The 21123-nt window shown below is 69.4% G+C and carries 24 protein-coding genes and 3 pseudogenes; 14 read left to right on the top strand and 13 right to left on the bottom strand.

Features of this window, described 5'->3' with window-relative positions:
* Positions 1-23: 23 nt before the first annotated feature.
* From DEP02_RS35675 to DEP02_RS35325, 6 genes and pseudogenes are all read right to left on the bottom strand, one after another.
* Positions 24-320: a hypothetical protein gene (locus tag DEP02_RS35675; RefSeq protein ID WP_112467802.1), complete on the bottom strand. Its 297-nt coding sequence runs from the start codon at positions 318-320 to the stop codon at positions 24-26.
* 24 nt (positions 321-344) lie between these two features.
* Entirely contained in the window at positions 345-509 is a 165-nt protein-coding gene (locus DEP02_RS35670) for a hypothetical protein (protein WP_157977449.1), read from the bottom strand.
* A 71-nt stretch (positions 510-580) separates the two neighbouring features.
* Positions 581-2355 (bottom strand): annotated as a pseudogene (locus DEP02_RS14870) (UvrD-helicase domain-containing protein); the annotation flags it as partial.
* Between the two features lie 30 nt (positions 2356-2385).
* On the bottom strand, positions 2386-3645 hold the full coding sequence (locus DEP02_RS14865) for an McrC family protein (RefSeq protein WP_112467801.1): 1260 nt from the start codon (positions 3643-3645) through the stop codon (positions 2386-2388).
* A pseudogene (locus tag DEP02_RS34715) lies at positions 3642-4031 on the bottom strand (DUF4357 domain-containing protein); the annotation flags it as partial. The pseudogene DEP02_RS34715 and the gene DEP02_RS14865, both read right to left, overlap by 4 nt.
* A gap of 394 nt (positions 4032-4425) precedes the next feature.
* Positions 4426-4557, bottom strand: coding sequence for a hypothetical protein (locus DEP02_RS35325; protein ID WP_269809365.1), 132 nt, complete (start codon positions 4555-4557; stop codon positions 4426-4428).
* Between the two features lie 170 nt (positions 4558-4727).
* Here DEP02_RS35325 and DEP02_RS14850 point away from each other — a divergent pair, with 170 nt between their 5' ends.
* Positions 4728-6050, top strand: coding sequence for a hypothetical protein (locus DEP02_RS14850; RefSeq protein WP_112467800.1), 1323 nt, complete (start codon positions 4728-4730; stop codon positions 6048-6050).
* Between the two features lie 34 nt (positions 6051-6084).
* Here the strand turns inward: DEP02_RS14850 and DEP02_RS14845 are convergent.
* The 4 genes and pseudogenes from DEP02_RS14845 to DEP02_RS14830 form a co-directional block, all read right to left on the bottom strand.
* Positions 6085-6533, bottom strand: a pseudogene (locus DEP02_RS14845) (ATP-binding protein).
* A 187-nt stretch (positions 6534-6720) separates the two neighbouring features.
* Complete coding sequence (locus DEP02_RS14840) at positions 6721-7458, bottom strand: RpnC/YadD family protein (RefSeq protein ID WP_112467798.1); 738 nt, start codon at positions 7456-7458, stop codon at positions 6721-6723.
* A 126-nt stretch (positions 7459-7584) separates the two neighbouring features.
* Positions 7585-8052 (bottom strand): hypothetical protein, encoded by a 468-nt coding sequence (locus DEP02_RS14835; RefSeq protein WP_112467797.1) that lies wholly within the window; start codon positions 8050-8052, stop codon positions 7585-7587.
* A gap of 76 nt (positions 8053-8128) precedes the next feature.
* Positions 8129-8353, bottom strand: a complete 225-nt coding sequence (locus tag DEP02_RS14830) for a DUF397 domain-containing protein (RefSeq protein ID WP_112467796.1) — start codon at positions 8351-8353, stop codon at positions 8129-8131.
* 323 nt (positions 8354-8676) lie between these two features.
* On the opposite strand from DEP02_RS14830, the gene DEP02_RS14825 reads away from it, so the two are divergent.
* From DEP02_RS14825 to DEP02_RS14765, 11 genes are all read left to right on the top strand, one after another.
* Positions 8677-9564 (top strand): helix-turn-helix domain-containing protein, encoded by an 888-nt coding sequence (locus DEP02_RS14825; protein WP_112467795.1) that lies wholly within the window; start codon positions 8677-8679, stop codon positions 9562-9564.
* Positions 9561-9752 carry a DUF397 domain-containing protein gene (locus DEP02_RS14820; protein WP_112467794.1) on the top strand — a complete coding sequence of 64 codons (192 nt, stop codon included), beginning with the start codon at positions 9561-9563 and terminating at the stop codon, positions 9750-9752. Before DEP02_RS14825 ends, DEP02_RS14820 begins: the two co-directional genes overlap by 4 nt.
* 387 nt (positions 9753-10139) lie before the next feature.
* Complete coding sequence (locus DEP02_RS14815; protein ID WP_157977448.1) at positions 10140-10514, top strand: hypothetical protein; 375 nt, start codon at positions 10140-10142, stop codon at positions 10512-10514.
* 58 nt (positions 10515-10572) lie between these two features.
* Positions 10573-11571 carry an asparaginase gene (locus DEP02_RS14810; RefSeq protein WP_112467792.1) on the top strand — a complete coding sequence of 333 codons (999 nt, stop codon included), beginning with the start codon at positions 10573-10575 and terminating at the stop codon, positions 11569-11571.
* A gap of 27 nt (positions 11572-11598) precedes the next feature.
* Positions 11599-11838, top strand: coding sequence for a PCC domain-containing protein (locus DEP02_RS14805; protein WP_232839121.1), 240 nt, complete (start codon positions 11599-11601; stop codon positions 11836-11838).
* Positions 11839-12122: 284 nt separating this feature from the next.
* Positions 12123-12503: a WXG100 family type VII secretion target gene (locus DEP02_RS14795; protein ID WP_232839120.1), complete on the top strand. Its 381-nt coding sequence runs from the start codon at positions 12123-12125 to the stop codon at positions 12501-12503.
* 57 nt (positions 12504-12560) lie between these two features.
* Positions 12561-12875, top strand: a complete 315-nt coding sequence (locus tag DEP02_RS14790; RefSeq protein WP_112467790.1) for a WXG100 family type VII secretion target — start codon at positions 12561-12563, stop codon at positions 12873-12875.
* Positions 12875-14602: an RNase A-like domain-containing protein gene (locus tag DEP02_RS34710; RefSeq protein WP_232839119.1), complete on the top strand. Its 1728-nt coding sequence runs from the start codon at positions 12875-12877 to the stop codon at positions 14600-14602. Before DEP02_RS14790 ends, DEP02_RS34710 begins: the two co-directional genes overlap by 1 nt.
* A gap of 54 nt (positions 14603-14656) precedes the next feature.
* The gene (locus DEP02_RS14775; RefSeq protein WP_232839118.1) at positions 14657-15328 is read left to right on the top strand and encodes a hypothetical protein; all 672 of its coding nucleotides are present in this window, start codon (positions 14657-14659) and stop codon (positions 15326-15328) included.
* A gap of 29 nt (positions 15329-15357) precedes the next feature.
* On the top strand, positions 15358-15663 hold the full coding sequence (locus tag DEP02_RS14770) for an RNase A-like domain-containing protein (protein ID WP_112467788.1): 306 nt from the start codon (positions 15358-15360) through the stop codon (positions 15661-15663).
* Positions 15664-15700: 37 nt separating this feature from the next.
* Complete coding sequence (locus tag DEP02_RS14765; RefSeq protein WP_112467787.1) at positions 15701-16396, top strand: contact-dependent growth inhibition system immunity protein; 696 nt, start codon at positions 15701-15703, stop codon at positions 16394-16396.
* 67 nt (positions 16397-16463) lie between these two features.
* Here DEP02_RS14765 and DEP02_RS14760 read toward each other — a convergent pair whose 3' ends face one another.
* The 3 genes from DEP02_RS14760 to DEP02_RS14755 all read right to left on the bottom strand — a co-directional run bounded on the left by DEP02_RS14760 (position 16464) and on the right by DEP02_RS14755 (position 19029).
* Positions 16464-16820 (bottom strand): hypothetical protein, encoded by a 357-nt coding sequence (locus tag DEP02_RS14760; RefSeq protein ID WP_112467786.1) that lies wholly within the window; start codon positions 16818-16820, stop codon positions 16464-16466.
* A 663-nt stretch (positions 16821-17483) separates the two neighbouring features.
* On the bottom strand, positions 17484-17648 hold the full coding sequence (locus DEP02_RS33460) for a hypothetical protein (RefSeq protein ID WP_157977447.1): 165 nt from the start codon (positions 17646-17648) through the stop codon (positions 17484-17486).
* A gap of 157 nt (positions 17649-17805) precedes the next feature.
* Positions 17806-19029, bottom strand: a complete 1224-nt coding sequence (locus tag DEP02_RS14755) for a hypothetical protein (RefSeq protein WP_112467785.1) — start codon at positions 19027-19029, stop codon at positions 17806-17808.
* Positions 19030-19176: 147 nt separating this feature from the next.
* Here DEP02_RS14755 and DEP02_RS14750 point away from each other — a divergent pair, with 147 nt between their 5' ends.
* Together DEP02_RS14750 and DEP02_RS33455 are read left to right on the top strand one after the other, a co-directional pair.
* A complete protein-coding gene (locus DEP02_RS14750; RefSeq protein WP_112467784.1) occupies positions 19177-20025 on the top strand; it encodes an alpha/beta hydrolase in 849 nt (282 codons plus the stop codon).
* 129 nt (positions 20026-20154) lie between these two features.
* Complete coding sequence (locus DEP02_RS33455; protein WP_157977446.1) at positions 20155-20976, top strand: hypothetical protein; 822 nt, start codon at positions 20155-20157, stop codon at positions 20974-20976.
* The last annotated feature ends 147 nt before the right edge of the window (positions 20977-21123 follow it).

Here is a 21123-nt window from a genome sequence, read left to right as displayed (position 1 = left end):
GGGGTTCGTCGGGCCGTACAACCTCATGGAGTCCACCGCACGGCGGCGATGACTTCAGGGTCGATGGCAGGCGCGGCCGGGGCGGAGCCGTCCGGGCCCCACGTCACACCGACGCGGCCCGTGGCAGGGCAGACGACTTGGTGGACCGCGCCCTCGCCGTCCCTCTTCTTGCTCTCCTTGACCGCGAGGTTGGTGTCCGGAGGCTGAGGGACGAGCTTGGTATACGTGCGCTTCGCCGCCGCGGAGCCGCCCTTGCCCTTGCCCGAGGTGCCGGCGGACGCGGGCGTGTCCGAGCTGCCAAACTCGCCCGCATGGGTCACAGCGTCGGCGGCGCACACCTTGATCTACATCGAGGCGCGCTTGCAGCCGGGCGTGCCGATACCGCGGCCGCCATCGGCGTGAGCGGTCGCCGGGACGGCGGCGACCAGGAGCACGGCCACGGCCACGGCCACGGCCGCCGTGCGCCTCAGCCGGTGCCGCCGCCCTTGGGGGTCGATGCCGGTCACCATCCACCGGCCGTTCCACCGCTGTGTCTTCGCCCGCCTCGTCGGCGAGCTGCATGAACTGCTCGCCCTCGACGCGGTGCGACACCCTCGGCGAGCAGCGCCCGGACGCGGTCCACCAGGGCCTCGGTCTCCTCCTGCCGGGTCGCGTACCCCTGCGCCTGGGGGTGGCGCCCGCGGGGAGCAGGGAGCGGTACCCGGCGAGCGAGTCCGTTCCCTCGCCCTCGAGTGCTTCGACGGTGACGGGCGTGAGGAGCCGCGCCGACCAGGCGAGGATCTCCTCGGTGGAGCGGTAGTTGACGCGCAACCGGAAGCGGCGACCGGCCGTGGCGATGCCCAGGGAGCCGAGCGACACCCGGGAGTCGTAGATCCGCTGGTGCGGGTCTCCCGTGACGAACAGGTCGTCGGGGCCGGGGGCAACGGCAGCGCGCAGCACACGCCACTGCGCGGGGTGCAGGTCTTGGGCCTCGTCGACGACGACATGGGCGTACGGGGCGACCGGCTCGCCCGCGAGGAGTTCCGCGGCGCTGGCGCAGACCCGCAGGTGGGTGGTCTCGCCGCGGTCGCGCAGGAACCGTTCGAAGCGTTCCACGCCGCTCCACACCAGTCGGCGGCGCGCGGGACCGAGGCCGGTGCCACGGCCGCGGCGGCTCGCGCCGAGGTAGGCGTCGAGATCGCGGAGGTCCTGGCCGAGAACGACGTGCCGGTACTCCTGGGCCAGGAACTGCGCGGTGAACGGCAGACCGAGCTGCTTGACGGTTTTCTCCCACAACTGCCGCTGTTCCCGGTCGCCGATCGGCCTGGGGACGGTCGCCGACTTCGCGCGCACGATGCCGTTCGCACAGGCGTCGACCGTCGTCACGTCGACCCGCGCCAGCAGTTCCTCGTCCTCGTCGAGCAGCAGGCCGAGCATCTCCCGCAGCCCGGTGGCAAGCGCGTTCGTGTACGTGGTGAGCAGGACGCGGTCGTCGTCGGAACCGCCGAGCAGGTGCTTGACCCGGTGCAGGGCGGCCACCGTCTTGCCTGTCCCGGGGCCGCCTGTGACCTGGACGGGACCCCCGTACGAGGTGCGGTGGGCGACGCGCCGCTGGGAGGGGTGGAGGAAGACCCGCCAGGCCGCGAACGGCTTCTCCAGGACCTCCTCCAGCTCCTGCGGCCCGGTGACCAGGCGGATGCGTGCGGGGGTGTTGGCGATCACCGTGGCCAGGTCCTCGACCGGCTCGGCGGGTGCGTCGGCGGGCCGGCGGACGGCCACGACGTCCCGGTAGACCTCTTCCGGGGTGAAGCCCTCGGCGAGGTACTGCAACACCTCCAGCTGATCTTCAGGCAGGAGGGTGGAGAACGCCTCCAGTTGGGCCTTGTCGACCAGGGAACGCGCGGCGCGCAGCACCTGGTCGTCGATGCCGAGCTCTCGTAGCGTGCCGTCGGAGACGTCCGTGAACAGCAGCCGGGGAGCCGTGCGCGCGGCCGTCTCGTACAGCGGTGTCAGCTCGTCCAGGGCGACGGCGTTGCGTACCTCCAGGGCCCGGGTCGCGGAGTTCGCGCTGTACAGGCGCTTCGCCGCCCAGGTGTAGGCGTCGTCGTGCGGCAGGACGTTGACCAGCAGGAACGTGTCGCTGCCGTCGTCGGGGGCGAGGACGACGCCCCGCCAGAAGTCGATGATGCGTATGGTGCGCATCCGCGGGTCACGGGCCTTCTCGACGGACTCCAGGTGCAGTCCCTTGTCCGCGTTGAGTTCGGCGACGCTCATGGCCTGGAACTTCGCCATGGCCTTGCGCACTCCGGCTCGGACCGGCTTCTCCAGGGTGTCGTAGCCGTCCCAGAAGCTCTGGGCGAAGGCGAGCCGGGGCATCGAATCTCTTCCTTTCCGTCCTACGGTGCTTCACGACCGCGAAAGCGGGGTCGCTGCGGCCAGCCGCCCGGCGATCTCCCGGAGGGCCGACAGGAGTGGTCCGGGCTCGCGGGAGAGGTCCAGGCTGTGCTGGTACAGCCGCACTCCTCGTCCGCCCGGCTCCGCCCCCGTTCCGCGTACCTCGTGGAAGCGTTCGGGCCACCGTCCGGCCGCGTACACCAGGTGCGCCTCGCGCAGACCGAGCACGGTGGCGTACGCGAGCGCCTGGTACAGGTCGGCGTTGAGGAGCCCGTCGGCCTTCTCGACCTTGTACTTGGCGTCGACGACGGCGAGGGGGGTGCGGCCGTCGCCGGTGCGGACGACGAGGTCGGGGCGCATCCGTACGAGTCGCGCGGTGTCGAGGTGGTGGGGGTCCTGGAGGCGCGCGGTCAGGCCGTGCTCCCGGAGGGCCTCGCGCAGGGCGACGGTGACGAAGTCCTCGAACAGCTTGTTCATGTCGAGCAGGAAGCCGTCCACGGCGAGCGGGTCGGGCCCGGGGGCCCGGTGCTCCGGCGAGGAGCCGCGCAGGACGGCCTCGGCGAGCCGCAGCGCGGGCTGGTAGCGGGCATTCAGGCGCGACGGCTGCCAACGCGGCAGTTCCTGCCCCCGTACCAGTGGCAGCGCGTCGGCGAGACGTACGCGCTGGTGGGCGAGACGCCGTCGGACGGGGCCGGGGACACCCGGCAGCCGCAGCAACCGCTCGGCGGCGGCGCGCAGGATGCGGTTCTCGGCGGTGTCGGCGGTGTACGCGTCGTAGGCGATCTCCACGGGCGGCGTACGGCCGAAGTGCCGCCGGATCTGCTCGGCCTCGCGCAGCCGCCCGCGCACGACCAGCGCGGACTCCTCCACTTCCCGGTAGCCCTGGAGGACCCCCTGCCGCAGCGCCGCGTCGATCTGCCGCTCCACGGCGTGCGCGAGCGCCGGGACGACGTCGTCGTACACGCCGGTGTCGACGGTGCCCTCCCGGCTGTCGCGCCAGGCGCGTGCCGGGTCGAGGCTGAACCCGAGCAGGAAGAACAGCCGGCTCACCGGGGTCTTGGGCGTGATCCGTACCACCGGACCGCCGGGCGTGCGCACGGCGCCGACCCGGCTGCCCGCCCGCAGCAGCCAGTGCCCGTCCCGGCCGGGATCCGGAGTCGCGCTCTCCAGGATGCCGGAGGCTGCCAGGGCCCGTCCGGCCTCGGCACCCAGCGGTACGGAGACGGCGGGCCCGTACTCGCGCAGCGTCACCGCGGCCACGGACACGGTCACGGGCGCTGCCCGCGCAGCGCGTCGAGGCCGTAGCGGGCGGCGACGTCGAGGCCCTCGCCGTAGTGGTGCTCCTCGAGCAGCGGCAGGATCTTCGTGCGCCAGGTCCGCTCCAGGCCGCCGTCGCGGTACACGCCCGGCTTCATCAGGTACGAGGGACCGATGGCGAAGTCGGCGTCGTCGATGCGGGCGTTGAGGGCGTCGAGGAGGCGGGCGGGCTCAGGGTCCCTGCCCTCACGCTTCAGCCAGCGCGCGAGCAGCCCGGCGGTCGGCTCGGTGCGCGGGGACAGCTCCACGAAGGCGAAACGGCGCCGCATCGCCGCGTCCACCAGCGCGGTCGACCGGTCGGCGGTGTTCATCGTGCCGATCACGAAGAGGTTGGGCGGCAGCGGCCGAGGAGGAGTTGCACTCGATGTCCCGGGTCACCGTCCAGCGCGCGGGCGCGTCCTGGGGTTGTCCGGGGGCAGCCGGGGCGTCCACGAGCGCGCCGTCCGCGCGGAGTTCCGCCCGGAACCGGCGGGCATGGCGGCCGAGCCCCGGCCACTCCTCGGCGGTCACGAGGGACCCCTCCCGCAGCAGGAACTTGTTCGCTCCGTTGCCGCCGAACTGCGTCAGCAGACACCCACGCGCCTCGGCACCGTCCTGCGGCAGCTTGATGCGGAACTCGGGTGTGCCGGGGAGACGGTCGGGCTGGGGCATGGGTGACCTTCCAGGAGAGGGCGACACCTGCGTCGAACACGCACAGGCTACACGTTGACACCGTCAACAAGCATGGGTGAGGTGTCAGATCTCCTCCGACAGGGCGGCGCGCAGATCGGCCAGCGAGACCTGCCCTTCGGGTGTGTCGGCCAGCCAGAAGGTCCAGCCGTTGGTCCCTGCTCCGACTGCGTTGGCGGCTCCGGAATCGACTGTCACGGTTCCAGTCACTGAGCGGGCGCCGGTCGTTGTGCTCGCGTCGCCTGCGCCGGCCCGCTGTGCCGGGAGGTGGTCGATGTGGATCGAGCGGCACACGGTGCCGTGATTCGGCTATACCGTTCTGCTGGGACGTCAGACGCAGGCTGACGTGGGGAAGAGTTGGGGGGACGATGATCGACTATCGCAAGGCGCCGAACGTTCCGGTCTGGACGCTGGCGACACGTGATGTCCAGGTGCCGGCGGTGATCGGGAGCGGGCCGATGACGGCCGAGCGGCTGGTCGAACTGCGCGGCGTGCTGGCCGCGTTGGCCGACCAGCCGATCGCCACGCTCGAGGCGCACCCGCTGCCCGACAAGCTCGACCGCAGCCAGGGCATCCCGCTCGATGCCGCCAGCCCCCTGGCGCAGCACCTGTCGCAGCTCATCACCGAGTCGGCGAAGGCTTCCGCCACGGCCGCCAAGGCGACGGCCTCCGGCGAGATCCTGTGCCGCGTGGTGGTCCCGGCGAAGGTCGCCGCCGAGTTCGGACAGGGGCTGGTTCGCTGGATGGAGCCGAAGGGGTCGACGGGCGAGTTCTACGGCACCCTCGTGCATTCGACGACGGGCCAGATCGCCGCCAAAGCGACACTTGTGCCGGTCAGCGGGGCGGCAGCGGCGGGCACGGTCGGTGGCGCGGGTGCGACCGCCGGCGCCGCGGCCGCGGGCGGCGCGGTGCTCACCGTGGCCGCTCCGCTCGTGCTCATGGCGGTGGCCGTCGGGGTGAGCGCGCACGCCGACCGCAAGCGGCAGCAGGCCATCGCGCACATCACGGACCTGCTGGAGCAGCTTCAGGCCGACAAGCTCGACGACGAGCACAGCGCACTCAACGGCTGCCGTCCCGCCATCGACAAGGCCACGGCCATCCTGCTCGACCAGGGCAAGCTCGGTGTCTCGCTGGGACTCGACTCGGCGGTGCACGCCATCGACACGGCACTGAGCAAGGCTGACATCCGTCTGGCCCGCTGGCGGAGCGCGCTCGACAAGCTGCCCGCCGGCGAGCCCGTCGAGATCGGCACGCTGACCGAGTCGTTCCCCGGCGTGGACGACCAGGGCGGCACGTTCCGCACCCACGTCGAACTGGCGTCGCTGGCCATGGCGTTGAAGCGGCGCGTCAACGTCCTCCAGGCGGTCGAGCGAGCCCAGAGCGAGCCCGACAACCTGTTCGAGAACTTCGCCCGCGCCCTCAAGGACGACGAGCGGCGTCTCGACGAGCTGGAGTCGGGCATCGCCGGGGTGCTGGTGCGCCTGTCGACGCTGGAGCTGGCACGCCCGAACGGTAAGCGCCCCGTCTTCACGACCGGTGAGGTCGACCGGCTCCTGCGCGCGGCGTACCAGATCCGCCGCCTGGGCGACGGCGTCGCACTCAACGGCCGCCCGACGGACGTGGCGATCGAGATCGCCCGCGACAGAGACGGCTCGGTGGTGGTGTTCCCCGCGCTGCCCGCGGAGGTGTAGGCGCGCGGGCTTCCGCTCTCCTCGGGCGACGCCCTCACCCGTCGGCCGGTGTCGTCAGCACCGCCCGGACGGTCTTGCCGCCGGGCGGGTGGGGACGCAGTCCCAGTGGTCGGCGAGGGCGGTGACGAGTGCCAGGCCGCGTCCGCCGAGGGGGAGCGCGCCGGGCCCGTCCTCCGCCGGGGCCGGCCACGGCCACAGGTCCCCGCGGGCGTCCGTGACCTCGACGCGCAGACGGTCCGCGGCGGGGTCGAGGGCGAGGGTCAGCCGGAAGCAGCGGCCGGGCACGCGGCCGTGCAGGACGGCGTTGGCGGCGAGTTCCGCGACGACGAGTTCGGCACGCTCCGTGAGGTCCTGCGAGGCGCCCCGGGAGCGCAGTTCGGTCACGGCGAGGAGCCGGGCGAGACGGGCGCCGCGCCGAGTAGACGACAGCAGCTGGGTGAAGGTGCCGGCGGGGGCGCCCACTGGGGATGTTGCGTGGTTCATGCCGTCAGACTGACGGTCGGGTGCGGGCGGGTGCGAGTGCCGCGCCCCGTACGCGGGGTGACCGTACGGCGGAGGAGAGGAGTCGGTGCGCTTGCGGGACTGGCATGTGCGAGGAGTTGGGGACCGGGCCATGAACCGAGCGGGCCGCACCCCGGAGTGGGGCGCGGCCGGGTGTGCGCTTCTGGTGTCAGGTGGCCGAGGGCCCGGGGTTCCTCGGCTCTTGGCTGGGGACTGCGGTGCGCTCCGGGCTCTGGGCGGGGGCGGGGACGCGGTCCGTGGCGGAGGGCCTGGCGAAGATCTCGTCGAGGGTGGTGGCGTCGATGGCGCGGTCGAACCAGAGGTCCAGGAGCGGCATGTCCGTGCAGGTGATGACGCGCTGTCGGGTCTCTTCCGTCATCGAGAGGCCGCGGCGCTCCATCAGGCGCAGTAGTTGCTCGACCTTTCCGGCCACGCGTCCTTCCTCGCGTCCTTCTTCCTGTCCTGCGAGGCGGGCGTCGCCCACGATGGTGCCTTGCCTGGGGGTGAAGAGGGTTTCCATCAGGTTCCTCCAGATTTTCCGGGCGTGTTCGCTGCCCAAGCCGTCCTCGATCAGTCCCGCCAGGTCGTCCCGCGCTTCGCGGTCCGTGTCCTGGGCCAACGCCTCGCCCATTACCGTCAGTATGCCCTCGATGTCCGGGTCGTTGCTGTGGATCCACAGACAGAAGGCGGCGAAGTCCAGGTCGGCTGAGGCATCCTGGATCCGGCTGACACGCGGAACGTTGGCCGGGCCCAGCACGTAAGGCGCTGTCACCTGGGTGGGGCGCCCAGGCCGGTGCGCAGAGGTCTGGCCGCCCATGCTGCTGTTCAGGAGGCCCAGCGCACGGTTCAGCGCTTTCGGACGTCCCGGCAGGAAGCCGTGCAGGGTGTCGTGACTGACGTTGGGCATGACGGGAAACTATGCGCGAAGCAAGAACGTTCGTCGGCTTTTGAGGTGTGATCACCCGTTTGATGGAAGTCTCCGGGGCCGACGCCGAGGCGTGCGGTCAGGGCGGGGGCGAATGCCGAGCCTGCTCTACGCGCACGGGCAGGCCAGTTCGGGCATCGCGCGGTTCGGGGAGCACGTCACCACGGCCAGGGAGAGGTACGAGGGGCGTTCGAGGTAGCAGCCGTACGACACGTCGGCACCCGAGCGCAGGCGCTCGGCGGCGGCGTCCACCAGCCGGGCCAGGCGCGCGGTGTCCCGGTCGCTCTCCGATGCGAACCGGGGCGCGTACTCGGCCAGCCGCTCACCGAGCCAGGCCGCCGCCTCCTTCGCCCCGTCCCAGGTGCCCCGGACCAGTGAGCGGGGCTTGACGAGCCAGTACGCGGTCTCCAGGGGTGGGAGGTCCGACGTGGGGAACTCCGCGGCCACCTGGCGGTAGCGCTCGATCAGTTCCGGCCTGCTTCCGGCCGGGGGCGGATCGGGGTGCGGGGGCCGCCGCAGGGCCTCGTCGTCGAAGCGTGCCTTCGGGCCGGTCCACAGATAGGCGTGGTGGTGCACGAGCCGTTCCCGTTTCGAGAGGCGCCGGCCGGGCGCGGGGGCGGACCCGGCCCGGCCGACGGGAGGGGAGGGGGGATCAGACGCCGAGGCCGAAGCGCGCCGGGTCGATACCGGCCGCGTCCAGCTCCTGCGTGGTGAACCGCAGCGGCTGCGCGTCCGGCCGCTTGCTGTCGCCCAGGGCCCAGGCGTCCTCACCGATCCGGGCCAGGGTCACGCACCCCTCGGTGCAGGGGCCGCCGCACGCCTTCACGAACGAGGCTCCGCTGATGTCGAGCGCGTAGAGGGTGGTTCCGTCCTGCATCACTGCACCTTCTTCCTGCTCATCTGAACGCGGCCAGGGCCGGCCGCCGCCACCCGTACAGGGCGGGAGTCCACGGGAGGGGCGACGGCCGCCCGGACGTTCCCGCCGTGGCTCCGGACTGCGGGAACGGACGGTTTCTCCTCGCTCTCCATGACGTCAGATTGGCGGTCGGACGGGGCGGGGACGAGTGTGGCACCCCGTACGTTGAGTCATCGTACGGACACGAAGAGTGGACGGTACGTCTGATTTTCCGTCACGCTGGATGTGAGCACGGGGCGGCGTGAAGAGCCGTCACGGGGCGGTACGGAGGAAAGGGGCGGCCCATGGAGAGCGTCGGAGTCGAGGGGGAAGCGACCGGGGGCGCCGGCGCGCGGGCGGTTCCGGCGGGGGAGTGGGAGCGGGAGCCCCATCCGTCGGACAGCCTGCGCACGTTCGGCGCGTTCGTCCAGGCGCTGCGCGAGCACGCGGGGCTCAGTCGCGCGGACCTCGGCGTCCGGGTGCGATTCTCCAAACACACCGTTGAGTCGGTGGAGTTGGGGCGCCGCATGCCGGACGAGGTGTTCGTGGAGCGCGCGGAGGAGGCTCTGGGGAACACGGGTGCGCTGCGGAAGGCGGCGCGGCATCTCACGCGGGGGGAGGCGGGGCTGGCTGCGTGGTTCCGGCGGTGGGCGCGGCTGGAGCGGGAGGCAGTGAGCTTGAGTACGTACGAGTGCAGGCTGGTGCCGGGGTTGTTGCAGTCGGAGGCGTATGCGCGGGCGGTGTTCGAGGGCACGATCCCGCTGCGGACCGACGAGGAACTGGAAGTGCAGCTCTCCGCTCGGATGGAACGGCAGGCGATGATGCGGGAGCGGCCGAAGGTGCCGTTCAGCTTCATCGTCGAGGAGCACGTGTTTCGGCGGCGATTTGGCGATGCGGAGGCGATGTGTGGGCTGGTGGACCATGTTCTTGAACTCACCGCCCCGCGCAACGTGACGCTTCAGGTGGTGCCGCTGGATGCGGGGCTGCACGCGTGCCTGGATGGGCCCGTACAGGTTCTGGAGACCCCGGAGGGGCGGCGGCTCGGGTACTCCGAGGGCCAGCAGAACGGGCGGCTGATCTCCGACCCGAAAGAGATGAGTCTGCTCTGCCAACGCTATGAAACACTGCGCTCGCAGGCCCTGAACCCCTCAGAATCCCGGGCCTTGCTGGAGCGACTGCGAGGAGAGCGATGAACAGCGGTACGACGGAACTCGCCTGGTTCAAGTCCAGCTACAGCGGCAGCCAGGGCGACAGCTGCGTGGAGGTCGCGATCGCCGAACAGGCCGTCCACGTGAGGGACTCCAAGGACGTGACCCGCCCGGCCTTCGCGATGGGCCGCGAAGGCTGGGGACGGTTCGTGCGGTTCGCATCGGAGCGCTGAGCGGCTTGAGGGTGTGTCGTCCGCCGCGCCGGGTGCTGGAGAGGCGGGCGACACACCTTCACTGCGCTCGGGAACCCTTGGTCTCGTCCACAGGGGCGTAACCGAGGGCCGCGCGGTCGACGTACCACGTGGTGCTGGTTCCTTGGGTGAGCGACGGGCAACCCTGGGTGGCCACAGATGCGGCCACCCAGGAGCGGGTCAGTCGTGACGGGGGCCCTGGCCGGGGGCGAGGTGAGAGTTGAGCGGTAGGTGCCGGACTCGCTCTCGGTGAGAGGGGTCTCCAGGGTCAGGCCGGCGGCGGCCATGCGGTCGTACTCGGCGAGGATCAGGTTCTTGGTGCGGTACTCGCCATGCGCCTTGATGTCGTTGTCCCGGGTGACGTTGAAGATGAGGTTCCCCCTCTCCCACGGGCGCCGGGCCGTCATCGCCACATGGGTGCGGGCCGAGGGGGCGTCCCACCTCGCGGTCACCGTGCGGCCGGGAGCCCTGCGGACGTTCGCCGACGTGACAGGCCACGCCAGCCACCATTCGGTCACGGCTGCCGAGCAAGCCGGAAGGCGCCTTGCGGCAACGGCGGAGTACCTGAGTCTCGACGCCTCCTGGCTGGGGCGACGGTGCGCACAGTTGTCGGCCGTCGGCACGGAGCGGCTCGCGCGGCCGCGCAGCCGGTTGCTCGGTCTGGAAGGGCTGGAAGCCGCCTGCCGGTTCGTGGCCGAGCAACTGGTGATCATTCCGCGTACCTGGACGGAGCCGACCCGATAGCCTGCGTGAACCACTCGTGAGGCCGCGCTCGGCGAGGTCCGGACAGGGGAGCAGGGATATGACGACGTCGGTCGGGAACGTGGCGGTCTTCTCCCTCGGCGGCACGATCGCCATGACCACGGATCCCACCACCGGAGGCGTCGTACCCGCGCTGTCGGCCCACGAGCTGCTGGCTGCGGTGCCCGCCCTGGCCACGAGCGGCGTCAGCCTGAAGGCGCGGGATTTCCGGCGTCTGCCCGGTGCCTCTCTGACATTCGAGGATCTCACCGCTCTGTCGGCCGCGATCACGGCGGAGCTGGAGGCCGGTGACGTCGACGGCGTCGTCATCACCCAGGGCACCGACACCATCGAGGAGACGGCCTTCCTCCTCGACCTCCACCACGGCCACGAGCAGCCGGTCGTCGTCACCGGTGCGATGCGCAACCCCACTCTTCCCGGCGCCGACGGCCCGGCCAACCTCCATGCCGCCGTCCTGGCCGCCGCCGATCCCGGCCTCAGGGGCGCCGGCTGCCTTGTCGTACTCGGTGACGAGGTCCACGCGGCCCGGACCGTCCGCAAGTCCCACACCACCAGCCCCGCCGCCTTCACCTCACCGGCGTGTGGCCCGATCGCCAGGATCGCGGAGAACCGGGTGCGGCTGGTGGGCGGCCTGCCGCGCCGCGGGCCGATGGTCGGTGCCCCGACCCGCGAGGCGCGTGTCGGGCTCTACACCCTCGCCCTCGGCGACGACGGCGCCCTGCTCGATCTGTGGGACGGCAACTGCGACGGACTCGTGGTCGCGGCCTTCGGCGTCGGCCACGTCCCGGAGCGCCTTGTCGAAGCACTCACCAAGCTCGCGTCACGCATCCCCGTGGTCCTCGCCTCCCGCATCGGCAACGGCCCTGTCCTGTCCGACACGTACGGCTTCCCCGGCTCCGAGAAGGACCTCCTGGGCCGAGGACTCATCGGCGCCGGAGACCTCAGCCCCTACCAGGCACGACTTCTGCTGCACGCCCTGCTCGCCCAGGACGCCGACGGGGCGGCGGTTCGCGAGACCTTCGCCGCCTCCGCCCGCTGATCCCACCTCAACAGGAGACACCCGCACATGCGTGCTCACGAGCTGACCGTAGGCCGTACCTTCGGCGTCACCTTCGACCACGGGGAGGACTTCTTCGAGGCACTGTCGTCCTTCTGCCGGGACAACGGCGTACGGCAGGGCTACATCCCCTCGTTCATCGGAGCCTTCGCGGAGGCCGAGATCGTGGGCGCCTGTGAGAAGCTCAGCAGCGGCAGCACCGCGTCGAAGTCGACCTCGTCCTTGTCCCTGGTCGCCTTCGCCTTGTAGAAGAGCTGCACTTCGGGCGCGAGGTAAGGAATGCCGGTCGTGGCCGTCCGCCCGACCCGTTCGATCGGAAGCCGGATCTGGGGTGCCCGCCGGGAGACCCACTGAGTGCCCTCGGCCTCATCCAGCATGATCTGCACCGACCAGGGCGCGTCCGGCGCGCGTCGACTACTCGTATGATCGCCTCACGTACGTGACGTTGGATGCCGCAGCGACGGGGGCGGGGGTACTACGGCGTGGGCATACGAGACTCAGGGTCGGGGCAGGGGAGCGGTCCCGATCTGCGCGTGTCCGGTGAGAACCTCACCAAGCTCGCTGACGACCTCGAAGGTATGCAGGACCACCTGGACAGGCAGATCCGGCGCATGGACGCGATCGTCGACCGCATCGAGGCGGGCTGGCGCGGTCCGGCCGGGACCGCGTACCGCACGTTCCACCGGGCCGCCGCCGAGGACGCCGTACGCATCCGGGACGTCATGCGCCACCTGGAGCAAGCCGTACGCCTGAGTCGCAACGGTTTCACGGAGAAGGAACTGGACGTGCTCCAGCAGATGCGCAGCATCCGGGTGGACATCGACAGCGAGGTCGACAGGCTGTCCACCCCCCACCCGGACACGGGGGCCGACGGCGGGCCGGGGCGCGGGCGCAGCAGCCTCGACTCGTTCTGACGCCCGCTGTCGGCTCCTCCCTCCACCATCGCAGTTCCGCACACGAAACGGGGAATCATGACGAGCGGGCCATCGGGTGACGACCACATAACCGTGTCCTTTGCCGATCTCCGCGAACTCGCCGGCGAACTGGAGGACATCCTCAAGAAGCTCAACGACAAGCTCGACGACCTCTATGACCGTGTCGTCCCGGTCGTGCTGTCCTGGGAAGGCGAGGCCCGCGAAGTCTTCGTCGACAAACTCGACGAGTGGGACCGCTCGGCGCAGGACCTGCAGGCGGCGCAGAAGTGGCTTCACGCCTGTGCGACCATCAGCCACGCCAATTACACGGCCGCGCATCAGGCCGTGCTGCGGGGCTGGGGTGCGCGCTGATGGCCGGCCCACAGCCGGGCGCACAGGGGCCCGGAGGGCAGAACGGCACCATCGACGTCAAGCCGTCCGACCTCTACCGGGTGTCGGCGGGTGTCGCCGCCCAGCAGACGCCGATGGACAGGGGGGCCAAGACCCTTCTGGACGAGCTGAACAAGTACCCGGACGCAGGCGGTTACGGTACCGCTCCGCAGGCGTTCGCGACCTCGTATGCCAAAGTGGGCAATCGCTTCCTCGAGGTGTGGGCCAAGAGCGTCGTGGGCATCGGCGGGGCGGCGGTCGGCTTCACCACAACCGCCAACAACTACGCGAAGGCGGAGGCGGCCAACGATCCCTCCGGGCAAACGAGGGCGGTCACCCAGTCACCGCCGCAGGTCATCGACAGGGCTCCGGCCTACGGTCCCGTACCCAACCTCAAGTGGGGTGATGACGACGGCAGCGACGACTTCATCCGCACCCTCCTGGAATGGGTGCCGGAGCCCGTCCGCGAGGTCCTGCGCCCCATCGTGAAACACGCATTCCGCATGGGGAAGGTCGCGGAGGTCTACCCCTATCCGCAGCAGCACTACCTCAACTCGCTGTCCAAGGCGTGGACGGCGACGGCCTCGACGCTCTCGATGTCCGAGAGCGCGCTGACCGGAAACATCAGCAGCATCACGCAGCAGAGCAACAGCGAATGGCACGACGCCATGCGGCAGTTCTGCAGTGCGCTGTGGGGGACGACCGCGTGGGGCACGAGCCGCGAAGGCTACGAGTGGAAGCACGACTCGGCCTCGTCGCAGACCGCCTCGCATCCGGTGATGACGGTGCTGTTCGACACCGCCCGGAAGGTCGGCAATCTGCTGTACGACTTCGCCGAAGCGGCCGTCTACCTCAATCGTGAGGTGTGGGACGTCTACGTGGACGCGATCCGGGAGGCGATCCCCAAGGTGGAGGTGAACCTCAAGGACGGCGTCGGGATGGACGACGTCAAGGGCCTCCTCAAAGGCGTGGTGAAAGGGGCTGCCAAGGGAGCGAGTCAGCTCGGCGTGGGCATCGTCCTCAACATCGACACAGGCCGGCTCAATGCGATCGTCACCGAGTACGACCGGCGGGTCAACGCGCTGGTGCCTCGTCTCGACGCGTTGATGGGGCCGCTGGACGAGGCCTGCCGCAGTGCGCCGTCCTTCCACGCGGAGGAGGCACGCGCGCAGGCGTTCGGTGCCCGGGCACTGAACGAGTTCAGGACCGAGCACAAGTACACGGTCCCGGGAGAGGATCCCAGGAACCACTTCTATCCTCTGGACCTGGCCGGCCAGGAAGGCATCCATGGAAGCCACGGCGTCGACAAGCACATCGGGCTCACCGATGACCAGCTGAGGCAGCGCCTGCGGGACCAAGGAAACGCCCCGTCCGCCTCCACGTACAAGGACCTGACGTCCGCGCAGCGTCTGACACAGGCGGCACTCGACGACATCGACAACGCCCAGCGCGTCGAGGACTGGATCAAGAGGGTGGAGAGGCGGATGGCCAACAACCCGAACTGGAACCCCGACAACTCGAAACTCGACCCGGCTCTCAAACTCACCGTGAGCGAGGTGACCGGTCGCACCGTGGAACGCGGTGACTACACCTCGCACGGTATGAATGCCTCGGCAAGCGAGGTGCATTCCGTGCAGGTCGCGCTGAAGTACAAGAGGGGTATCGACCCGCCCTTCGTCGTCGTCACGTCGTACCCTGTCAGTCCTTAGTGGATCGTAAGTTCGTTCGTGCTTCATGTTCGTGGCAACGAGGATGGTGACAGCTTGATCTCGCACACCGGAGCTCTCTTCACCGATGGTCCGGTGAGGAGGGTCCTGGATCTCGCCGCCGCGGTGCGGGACTCCGGGGGAGCGCTGTCCCTCGACGCCGAGCTGCGGCGTTTCATCCGGACCACGCGCGCAACCGTTGCGACGGACTGGGTGTGTCCGCTCGCCACCGTGACCGCGCTGCTCGATCATGTCGCCGGTCTCTGCGCCGACGGCACGGAAGCCGCGCCTCAGGAGTTCCGTCGGCTCCTGGAACGAGCCGGCGCCGGAACGGACGCCGCAGCGTACCTGCACTCCCTGGCGGGAAGGCTCCGGGCCCTGGCGCAGGATCCGCGGGACGACTACGACGAGCTTCCGTTGGCCCGCTGGGAGATCGGTGTCAGATTTCCCCGGCTTTCCGGATTCGGGGTCAACTGGGTGTACGAGGGGGAGTACGAGACCCTTCAGGACTCCATTCAGGCTGCGATCGATTCCGAACATCCCTACTGCGGCGAGTTCCTGACCCCACTCGCCGCCGAGGCCCAGTCCGCTCTGGTGCTCTTCCCGGGAGAGCAGGCGATGGCGGACGGCCTGTCCGCCGTCGTCGGCTGGGCGTCCCCCACGGCGCTGCGTGACCTGCTCCGGGCCGTCGACGACCACATGCAGCGGGAGCACGCCGTCCTGTCATGACCCCACGTCCTTCGGAGGTCCCCTCCGCCATGCCGTCCCGGAACCGGTCTGCCACCTACCCCGACCGTGCAACCGCCCAGTGGGCCACGCAGCAGGTCGTCACCGCCAACGAGCAGCTCATACACCGCTGGCTCGCCCGGGGCACGCGCCCGCGGCTGACCATCGAGGCGTCCTGGCCTGCGCGGCCCGAACCGGTCGGCCGGGTGCTGTTGCAGGCGATGATGCTGGCGGGGCGGGAGCCCATCGACGTGCGTGCCGCGCGCGTCGTGCTCAAGCGGGACGCGTCAGTCCCGCACGGCTTTGTCGTCCATGCCACGTTTCCCGTCCATCTCTAGCCCATCCGCCGCTGATCATTCATAAAGGCCGATCCCCGTGCCCCTGAGTCCCCTCGAACACGACCGTCGCTACGGCGAATTGGACCAAGTGATCCGTGCCTATGTCGGGCAGCCGGTGGACGACACCCCGGACACACCCGGCCAAGCCCTGACGGCCTACCTCCGGCACACCTGGCACACCCGCCCCTGGGCACTGGCTGTCGCCGAGCAGCAGGTGCGGGAGTACGCCGAGAACCCGCCCGGACGGCTCCGGCTGCGGCTGGGCGAGTTCTACGTCATCCCCGACGTGGGCCTGCCCGAGGGAGAGGTCCAGGAGTGGCTGTACACGCTCGCCGACCACATCAGTCGCAGCATCGAGGAGGGTGAGGTGCCGCCACCCGCCGCGCCTGCCACCCACTGGGAGTGGCACGCCCGGTTCCCGGAGCTCGGCCAGTTCCTCGGTGGGTGGTTCTCGCAGGACATGCCGGACGAGTTCGAGGACCACGACGCGGCCGTCACTGACTACCGGGCCTCCACCGACCCCCAACTCGTCGCCCGCCTCGTCGGCGAGCTGCACGAACTGCTCGCCCTCGACCTCGACGAGTCCGACTACGCCCTGGCCGTCGCGGAGCTGGGCATGGAAGTCGACCCCCCGGCGCCGTACACCCCGAGCGGTTGGCTCGCCCATCTTGCCGACCGGCTCGCCCAGCCGGGCGCGGAGTACGGGCCGTCGTCGTGGGCCGGACAGGAGTAGCCCGGCTCCTGCACACACATATCCGCCCGTCCGGAGCTACCGGACCACACCGCCGTCGTCAGAAGAACTAGGCCTCCTCCCACACGGTGCGCACGGTGCGACCGACGAGTGTGCGCAGCACCGGCCACATCTGGAGGAGCAGGTCCCGGTTGAGGTAGCTGGGCAGGTTGCCGCGCAGACCCTCGTGCAGGACGGTGCGGTACAGGCCCATGCGCTGGCGAGGCTTGCCCATGTCGTACGAGGTCATCCCGGACCAGGCCATGTGCAGCGGCAGCTCCACGACCCCCTGGGTCGGGCCGTGCAACTCGTTCAGCGACTTCGGCAGACGCTGTCGGAACCTCTCCTGGCACAGCGCGAAGTCCTTGGTGTCCGCGCCAGAGAAGTCCATCGGCGCGGGGGCTGCGTGCTGCGGGCTGGAGGACATGACTCCATTGTGACGGCCGAGCAGGAGGTGTGGACGGTCGGTCATGACGCTCGTTTGTCGCTCTGGCCGCCCGCACGCGGCACAGCGAGCCGAGAAGCATGTTCTGACCCGTCCTTTTCCGTGACTCGCTCAGGCTGGTGTCTCTCCGATGACCCATCATGTCGAGTGCGCGGAGACCGGAATCCTTCGGTCCCGGCCGAAAGTCCCAGAAAAGTCCCAGAGGCGCCGCCACCGCCCCTCCTGCCTCGCATTCACGTAGGTCAGCATGGGTGTGACGGCGCTTTTTCTGAAGAGCCTCAGATGTCCCGGAAGAGACCAGCCAGCGCGGTGACCTGCCACGATGAGTGGCCGACGGCCGCTGACCTGCGCGGATGACCTTTCGGCTGTTTCACGCTCGTGCTGGTTGATGGGGCCGGAAGTCCCAGAAAAGTCCCAGAGGACTCCCACGGCTGACGAACGCCCTTTCGGCTCTACTCGACGTAGGGCAGCGCGGCGGGGCCGGGGCTTTGCGCTGGAGGTCGGCCTTGTTCCTCCGCAGCAATAGGCGGCGCACTTCCGCTCGCGCGGAGAGCACCGCATCGAGGCCGACGGGCAGAAGTACCGCGACGGCTCACCTCCGCTCGCGCGGAGAACACGTCTGCTGGCCTACCTGGGCGTGCCGGTTCAGCTTCGCCGTGCCGCGTCCGCTTTCCGCACCATCTTCGCCGCGTGGTCAGCCGAGTCGGCCAAGTTCCGGAGTGCGCGGGAGACCCGGCTGAGGAACTCCACAAAGTGGTCGGCGAGGGTGTCCTGCTTGGTGCTGGTGCGGAAGGTGGTGCTCTGGGTCACGGTCGGCTCCTCGAAAAAGGGGTGCTAGGTGTGCTGCGCCCACTGTGGCCCTGGGGACTGACATGTCGGGCGGAAACATGAAACCTCCCACCCGAACCGGGTAGGGGGCTCTGGCGCCAGGTGACGTAGCGAGAGGCGGTCAGCGGTGGCCGATGGATCACGCCTCATGCTTCCTGCGGCACGAGAAGTGCTCGGGCAGCCCTTCGGGTCCTGAAAGGCTTGCGGGCTGACCGCAGCCGAAGCGGCAGAGCGGGATCGCTTGACCCGACGCGTCGACCGGAACCCTGGCGGCCTCGATTTCCCGGGGGCGGGACTCAAGGACGATCGCGCGGCTGCCACGTCTCTGCTTCGGTTCAGCCCGCACCTCTGAAGCCGGACGGTCCTCGGTGCACCTGTCGCGCCGGTCCCCCTGTCGTACGGATGGCTGGCGTTCCTTGTCGTCCAGGGCGGGCCCGTTTGCCTCAAGGTACTGCTGCCACTGCTGTGCGGGGAGCCAACCGTGGTGGCCGCCCCGCTGGAACGGGATCCGCTCACCGGCCGCAGCTTCCACGATGAACCGGGTGAGGGTCAGGCCGCCTTCCCCTGTGAAGGCGCTCGACTGATGGGCGGGCATGAGGACGCGGTGCCAGCCCCCGCAGTAACCGGCGTCGGTGGGGTTCTCCGGGTCGTAGGGCTTCTCCGGGCACCGGGTGAGCGCGCCGTTTTGGCTGCACTGGCCCTCCTCCAGGACGAAGTTGCCGTCCTGGACCGCGATGGGGTTCTTCTGCACGCGGATGACGGAGGCCGGCAGGTTGGGCGTGCGGACGTAAGGGACGGTGCCGATGCCTGCGTGGTCGGGGTCGGCGAAGTCCCAGACCGACTGAATAGCGCCGCGGCGCCGGGACCCCTCCCGTGCACGCATTCCGCGGGCTGTCTGGGCGCTCAGCTGAGGTTCGTAGCCCAGGACGATGCCGTTGGCGCCGTTGATGCGTACATCGAGGCGCGCGTGCCCGTCGGCGGTCTGCGACTCGATGTCGGCGTGGAAGCCGTGATCTTCGGAGTCCTTCGCGACGCGTTCCTTGCGGGCGAGGTGCTCGTCGGACTCATGGCTGATGGGCTTCTCCCCGGGTTTCCGGTAGTGGGAGGCAAGCCATACGCCGTCACGCTGGACGAGGTACATGGGGACGCGCCGGCCGCGGAGGTCCCGGCAGTCGGGGCAGATGAGCCCGCGCTTCTCGACGGGGACACGTCCTCGCATGCGCAGGAGCACGTTCAAGAGGTCTTGGCCTTGCGGGACGCCGAGGTCGGGGCGGTCCAGGTCGAGATTGCGGCCGGCCGGTTCGTAGTAGACGGGGTTACGGAAGAGGTCTTCGTCGCTGTCGATCTGAAGGTCGTCGTCCATTGGTGCTCCCCGCAGCCGCCACGAGTAGGACTCACAACGCTACGGGGAGGGAGTCTTTTCCAACCTCGCACTGAAGCTGCGAGGTTGGAGCGTCTGGACGAAAATCCCTTGCGGCCAAGGGTGGTGATCGCTCTACGGTTGCTCCCCGTGACCGTCGAGATGCCCTACCAGCCACTTCCGATCGACCAGTCCGACGTGCGCTACGTCCACGGACCCGATTCCGCTCCACAGCCGGGCGTGCCCGCGGGCGAGACGGTTGAGCTCGAGTGGAGGGGCAGCGAGGTCTACCCGGGAACCTTCCGGAAGTTCTGGGTACACGTGCCTGCACAGTACGACCCGGCGGAACCGGCATCCTTGATGGTGTTCCAGGACGGATGGTGGTACCTGGACCCCGCAGGGGAGGTACGCGGCGCGATCGTCCTGGACAACCTCATTCACCGCGGCGACGTCCCCGTCACCATCGGCGTGTTCGTCGATCCTGGCGTCTTTCCCGATGCGGAGAACCCGAAGAACCGCAACAACGAGTACGACGCCTTCGACGACCAGTACGTCACCTTCCTCCTCACCGAGATCATCCCGCAGGTTGCGGAGCGCTATACCATCGCCCAGTCGCCCGAAAGGTGGGGCATCTGCGGCGGGAGCAGCGGCGGCAACTGCGCCTTTACCGCCGCGTGGCTGCGTCCGGACAATTTCCGCCGCGTCATCGGATACCTGTCCAGCTTCGCGCAGATGCCGGATGGCAATCCCTACCCGGACCTCATCTCCCGCGTCCCCCGCAAGCCGCTGCGCATCTTCATGCAGGGCGGCCACCGCGACCTGCACTGGAATGAGCCACAGTGGAACTGGCTCGCCGAAAACCTGCGCGTGGCAGCCGCTCTCGCTGAAGCGGGCTACGACTTCCGCCTTGTCCTGGGAGACGGCGGACACAGCCCCAACCACGGCGGCGTCCTGCTGCCGGACGCTCTGCGCTGGCTGTGGCGGCCCAACGAGCATTGATCGGTACACGCATCATCCAACCTGGCGCCGACTGCGGTGAGGTGGGCTGCACCCTGGTCGGATAAAGGCGTGAAGCTCCTGGTAGGCGAGTCCACAACCAAGATCACTCGCTTGACCAGGAGCGTCGTCGTGCTTGTCTACCCGTCCGCGATCGACCTGTCCAGGTTCCCCCTCGTTGGAGCGCCGCAGATAGGCGTGTCGGCCGTACTATTGGCAACTTCCTGGCCGAACATTTCCATTCCAGGAGACTCGGTGAGACGCGCTGTCATACCCGCCTTGATCATGTCCTGCACCGCCCTGCTCGCCGGGTGCGGCAGCGGGAAGATTGATGCGAAGGGTGACATACCGCATACTGTCGCCTCCGAAGCAGGGTCCGCCCCCACGCCACCCCCATCGGCGGAGCCCTTCCCTGGCACCGGCGACCTGGTCAAGAAGAGCGTGGGCAGCGCGGCGAAGCACGCTGATCGCTCTGGATTCTCACTGGACTTCATGACTTACACCCACGGCGACGGGCTGGCTGAGGCGGGTTATGAGATCAACCTCTACACATACAACGAGGACCACAAGGTGTCCTCCGTGACGGACTTGTCCTCGATCGCACGACACAACAACAGACTGGTCTGCCGGGCAAAGAAGATCGGACCGAAGTCTTACGCGATCTACTTCGACGACACCTATGACCTGTGCCTGCGCAAGGGGAAGCCGAAGTCAACGCCCACCCCTACTGACTCGCCCGAACCCACGCCCATCTATACGCCGCCGAAATCCGCGCCCACCTACGCGCCGTCCAAGCCTGTTGGGTGCACACCGAAGTCTCCGGCCGGTAACTGCTATCAGGCTGGGCAGTACTGCCCGAAGGCGCTGGCAGGAACCTCGGGTACGAACTCGTCGGGCACAGTGATCTACTGCCGGTTGGACTCGACGGACAACCGCTGGCACTGGCGGTACTGACCTCGCCCTCGCTCACTGGGCCCACACGCGGAAGCTTGCATGCCGGGTGTGGGTCTGTACAGCGAACGGCTCTGTCCCGTAATCGGTGGTGACGAAGGGTGACGGCCGTCGTTGTTCTGGTGTGCGTGATGTCAACGAGCTTGTGAG

The organism is Streptomyces triticisoli, from assembly GCF_003270085.1.
In the GTDB taxonomy this organism is placed as follows: Bacteria; Actinomycetota; Actinomycetes; order Streptomycetales; family Streptomycetaceae; genus Streptomyces; species Streptomyces triticisoli.
This window is presented reverse-complemented; position numbering and strand designations above follow the sequence as displayed.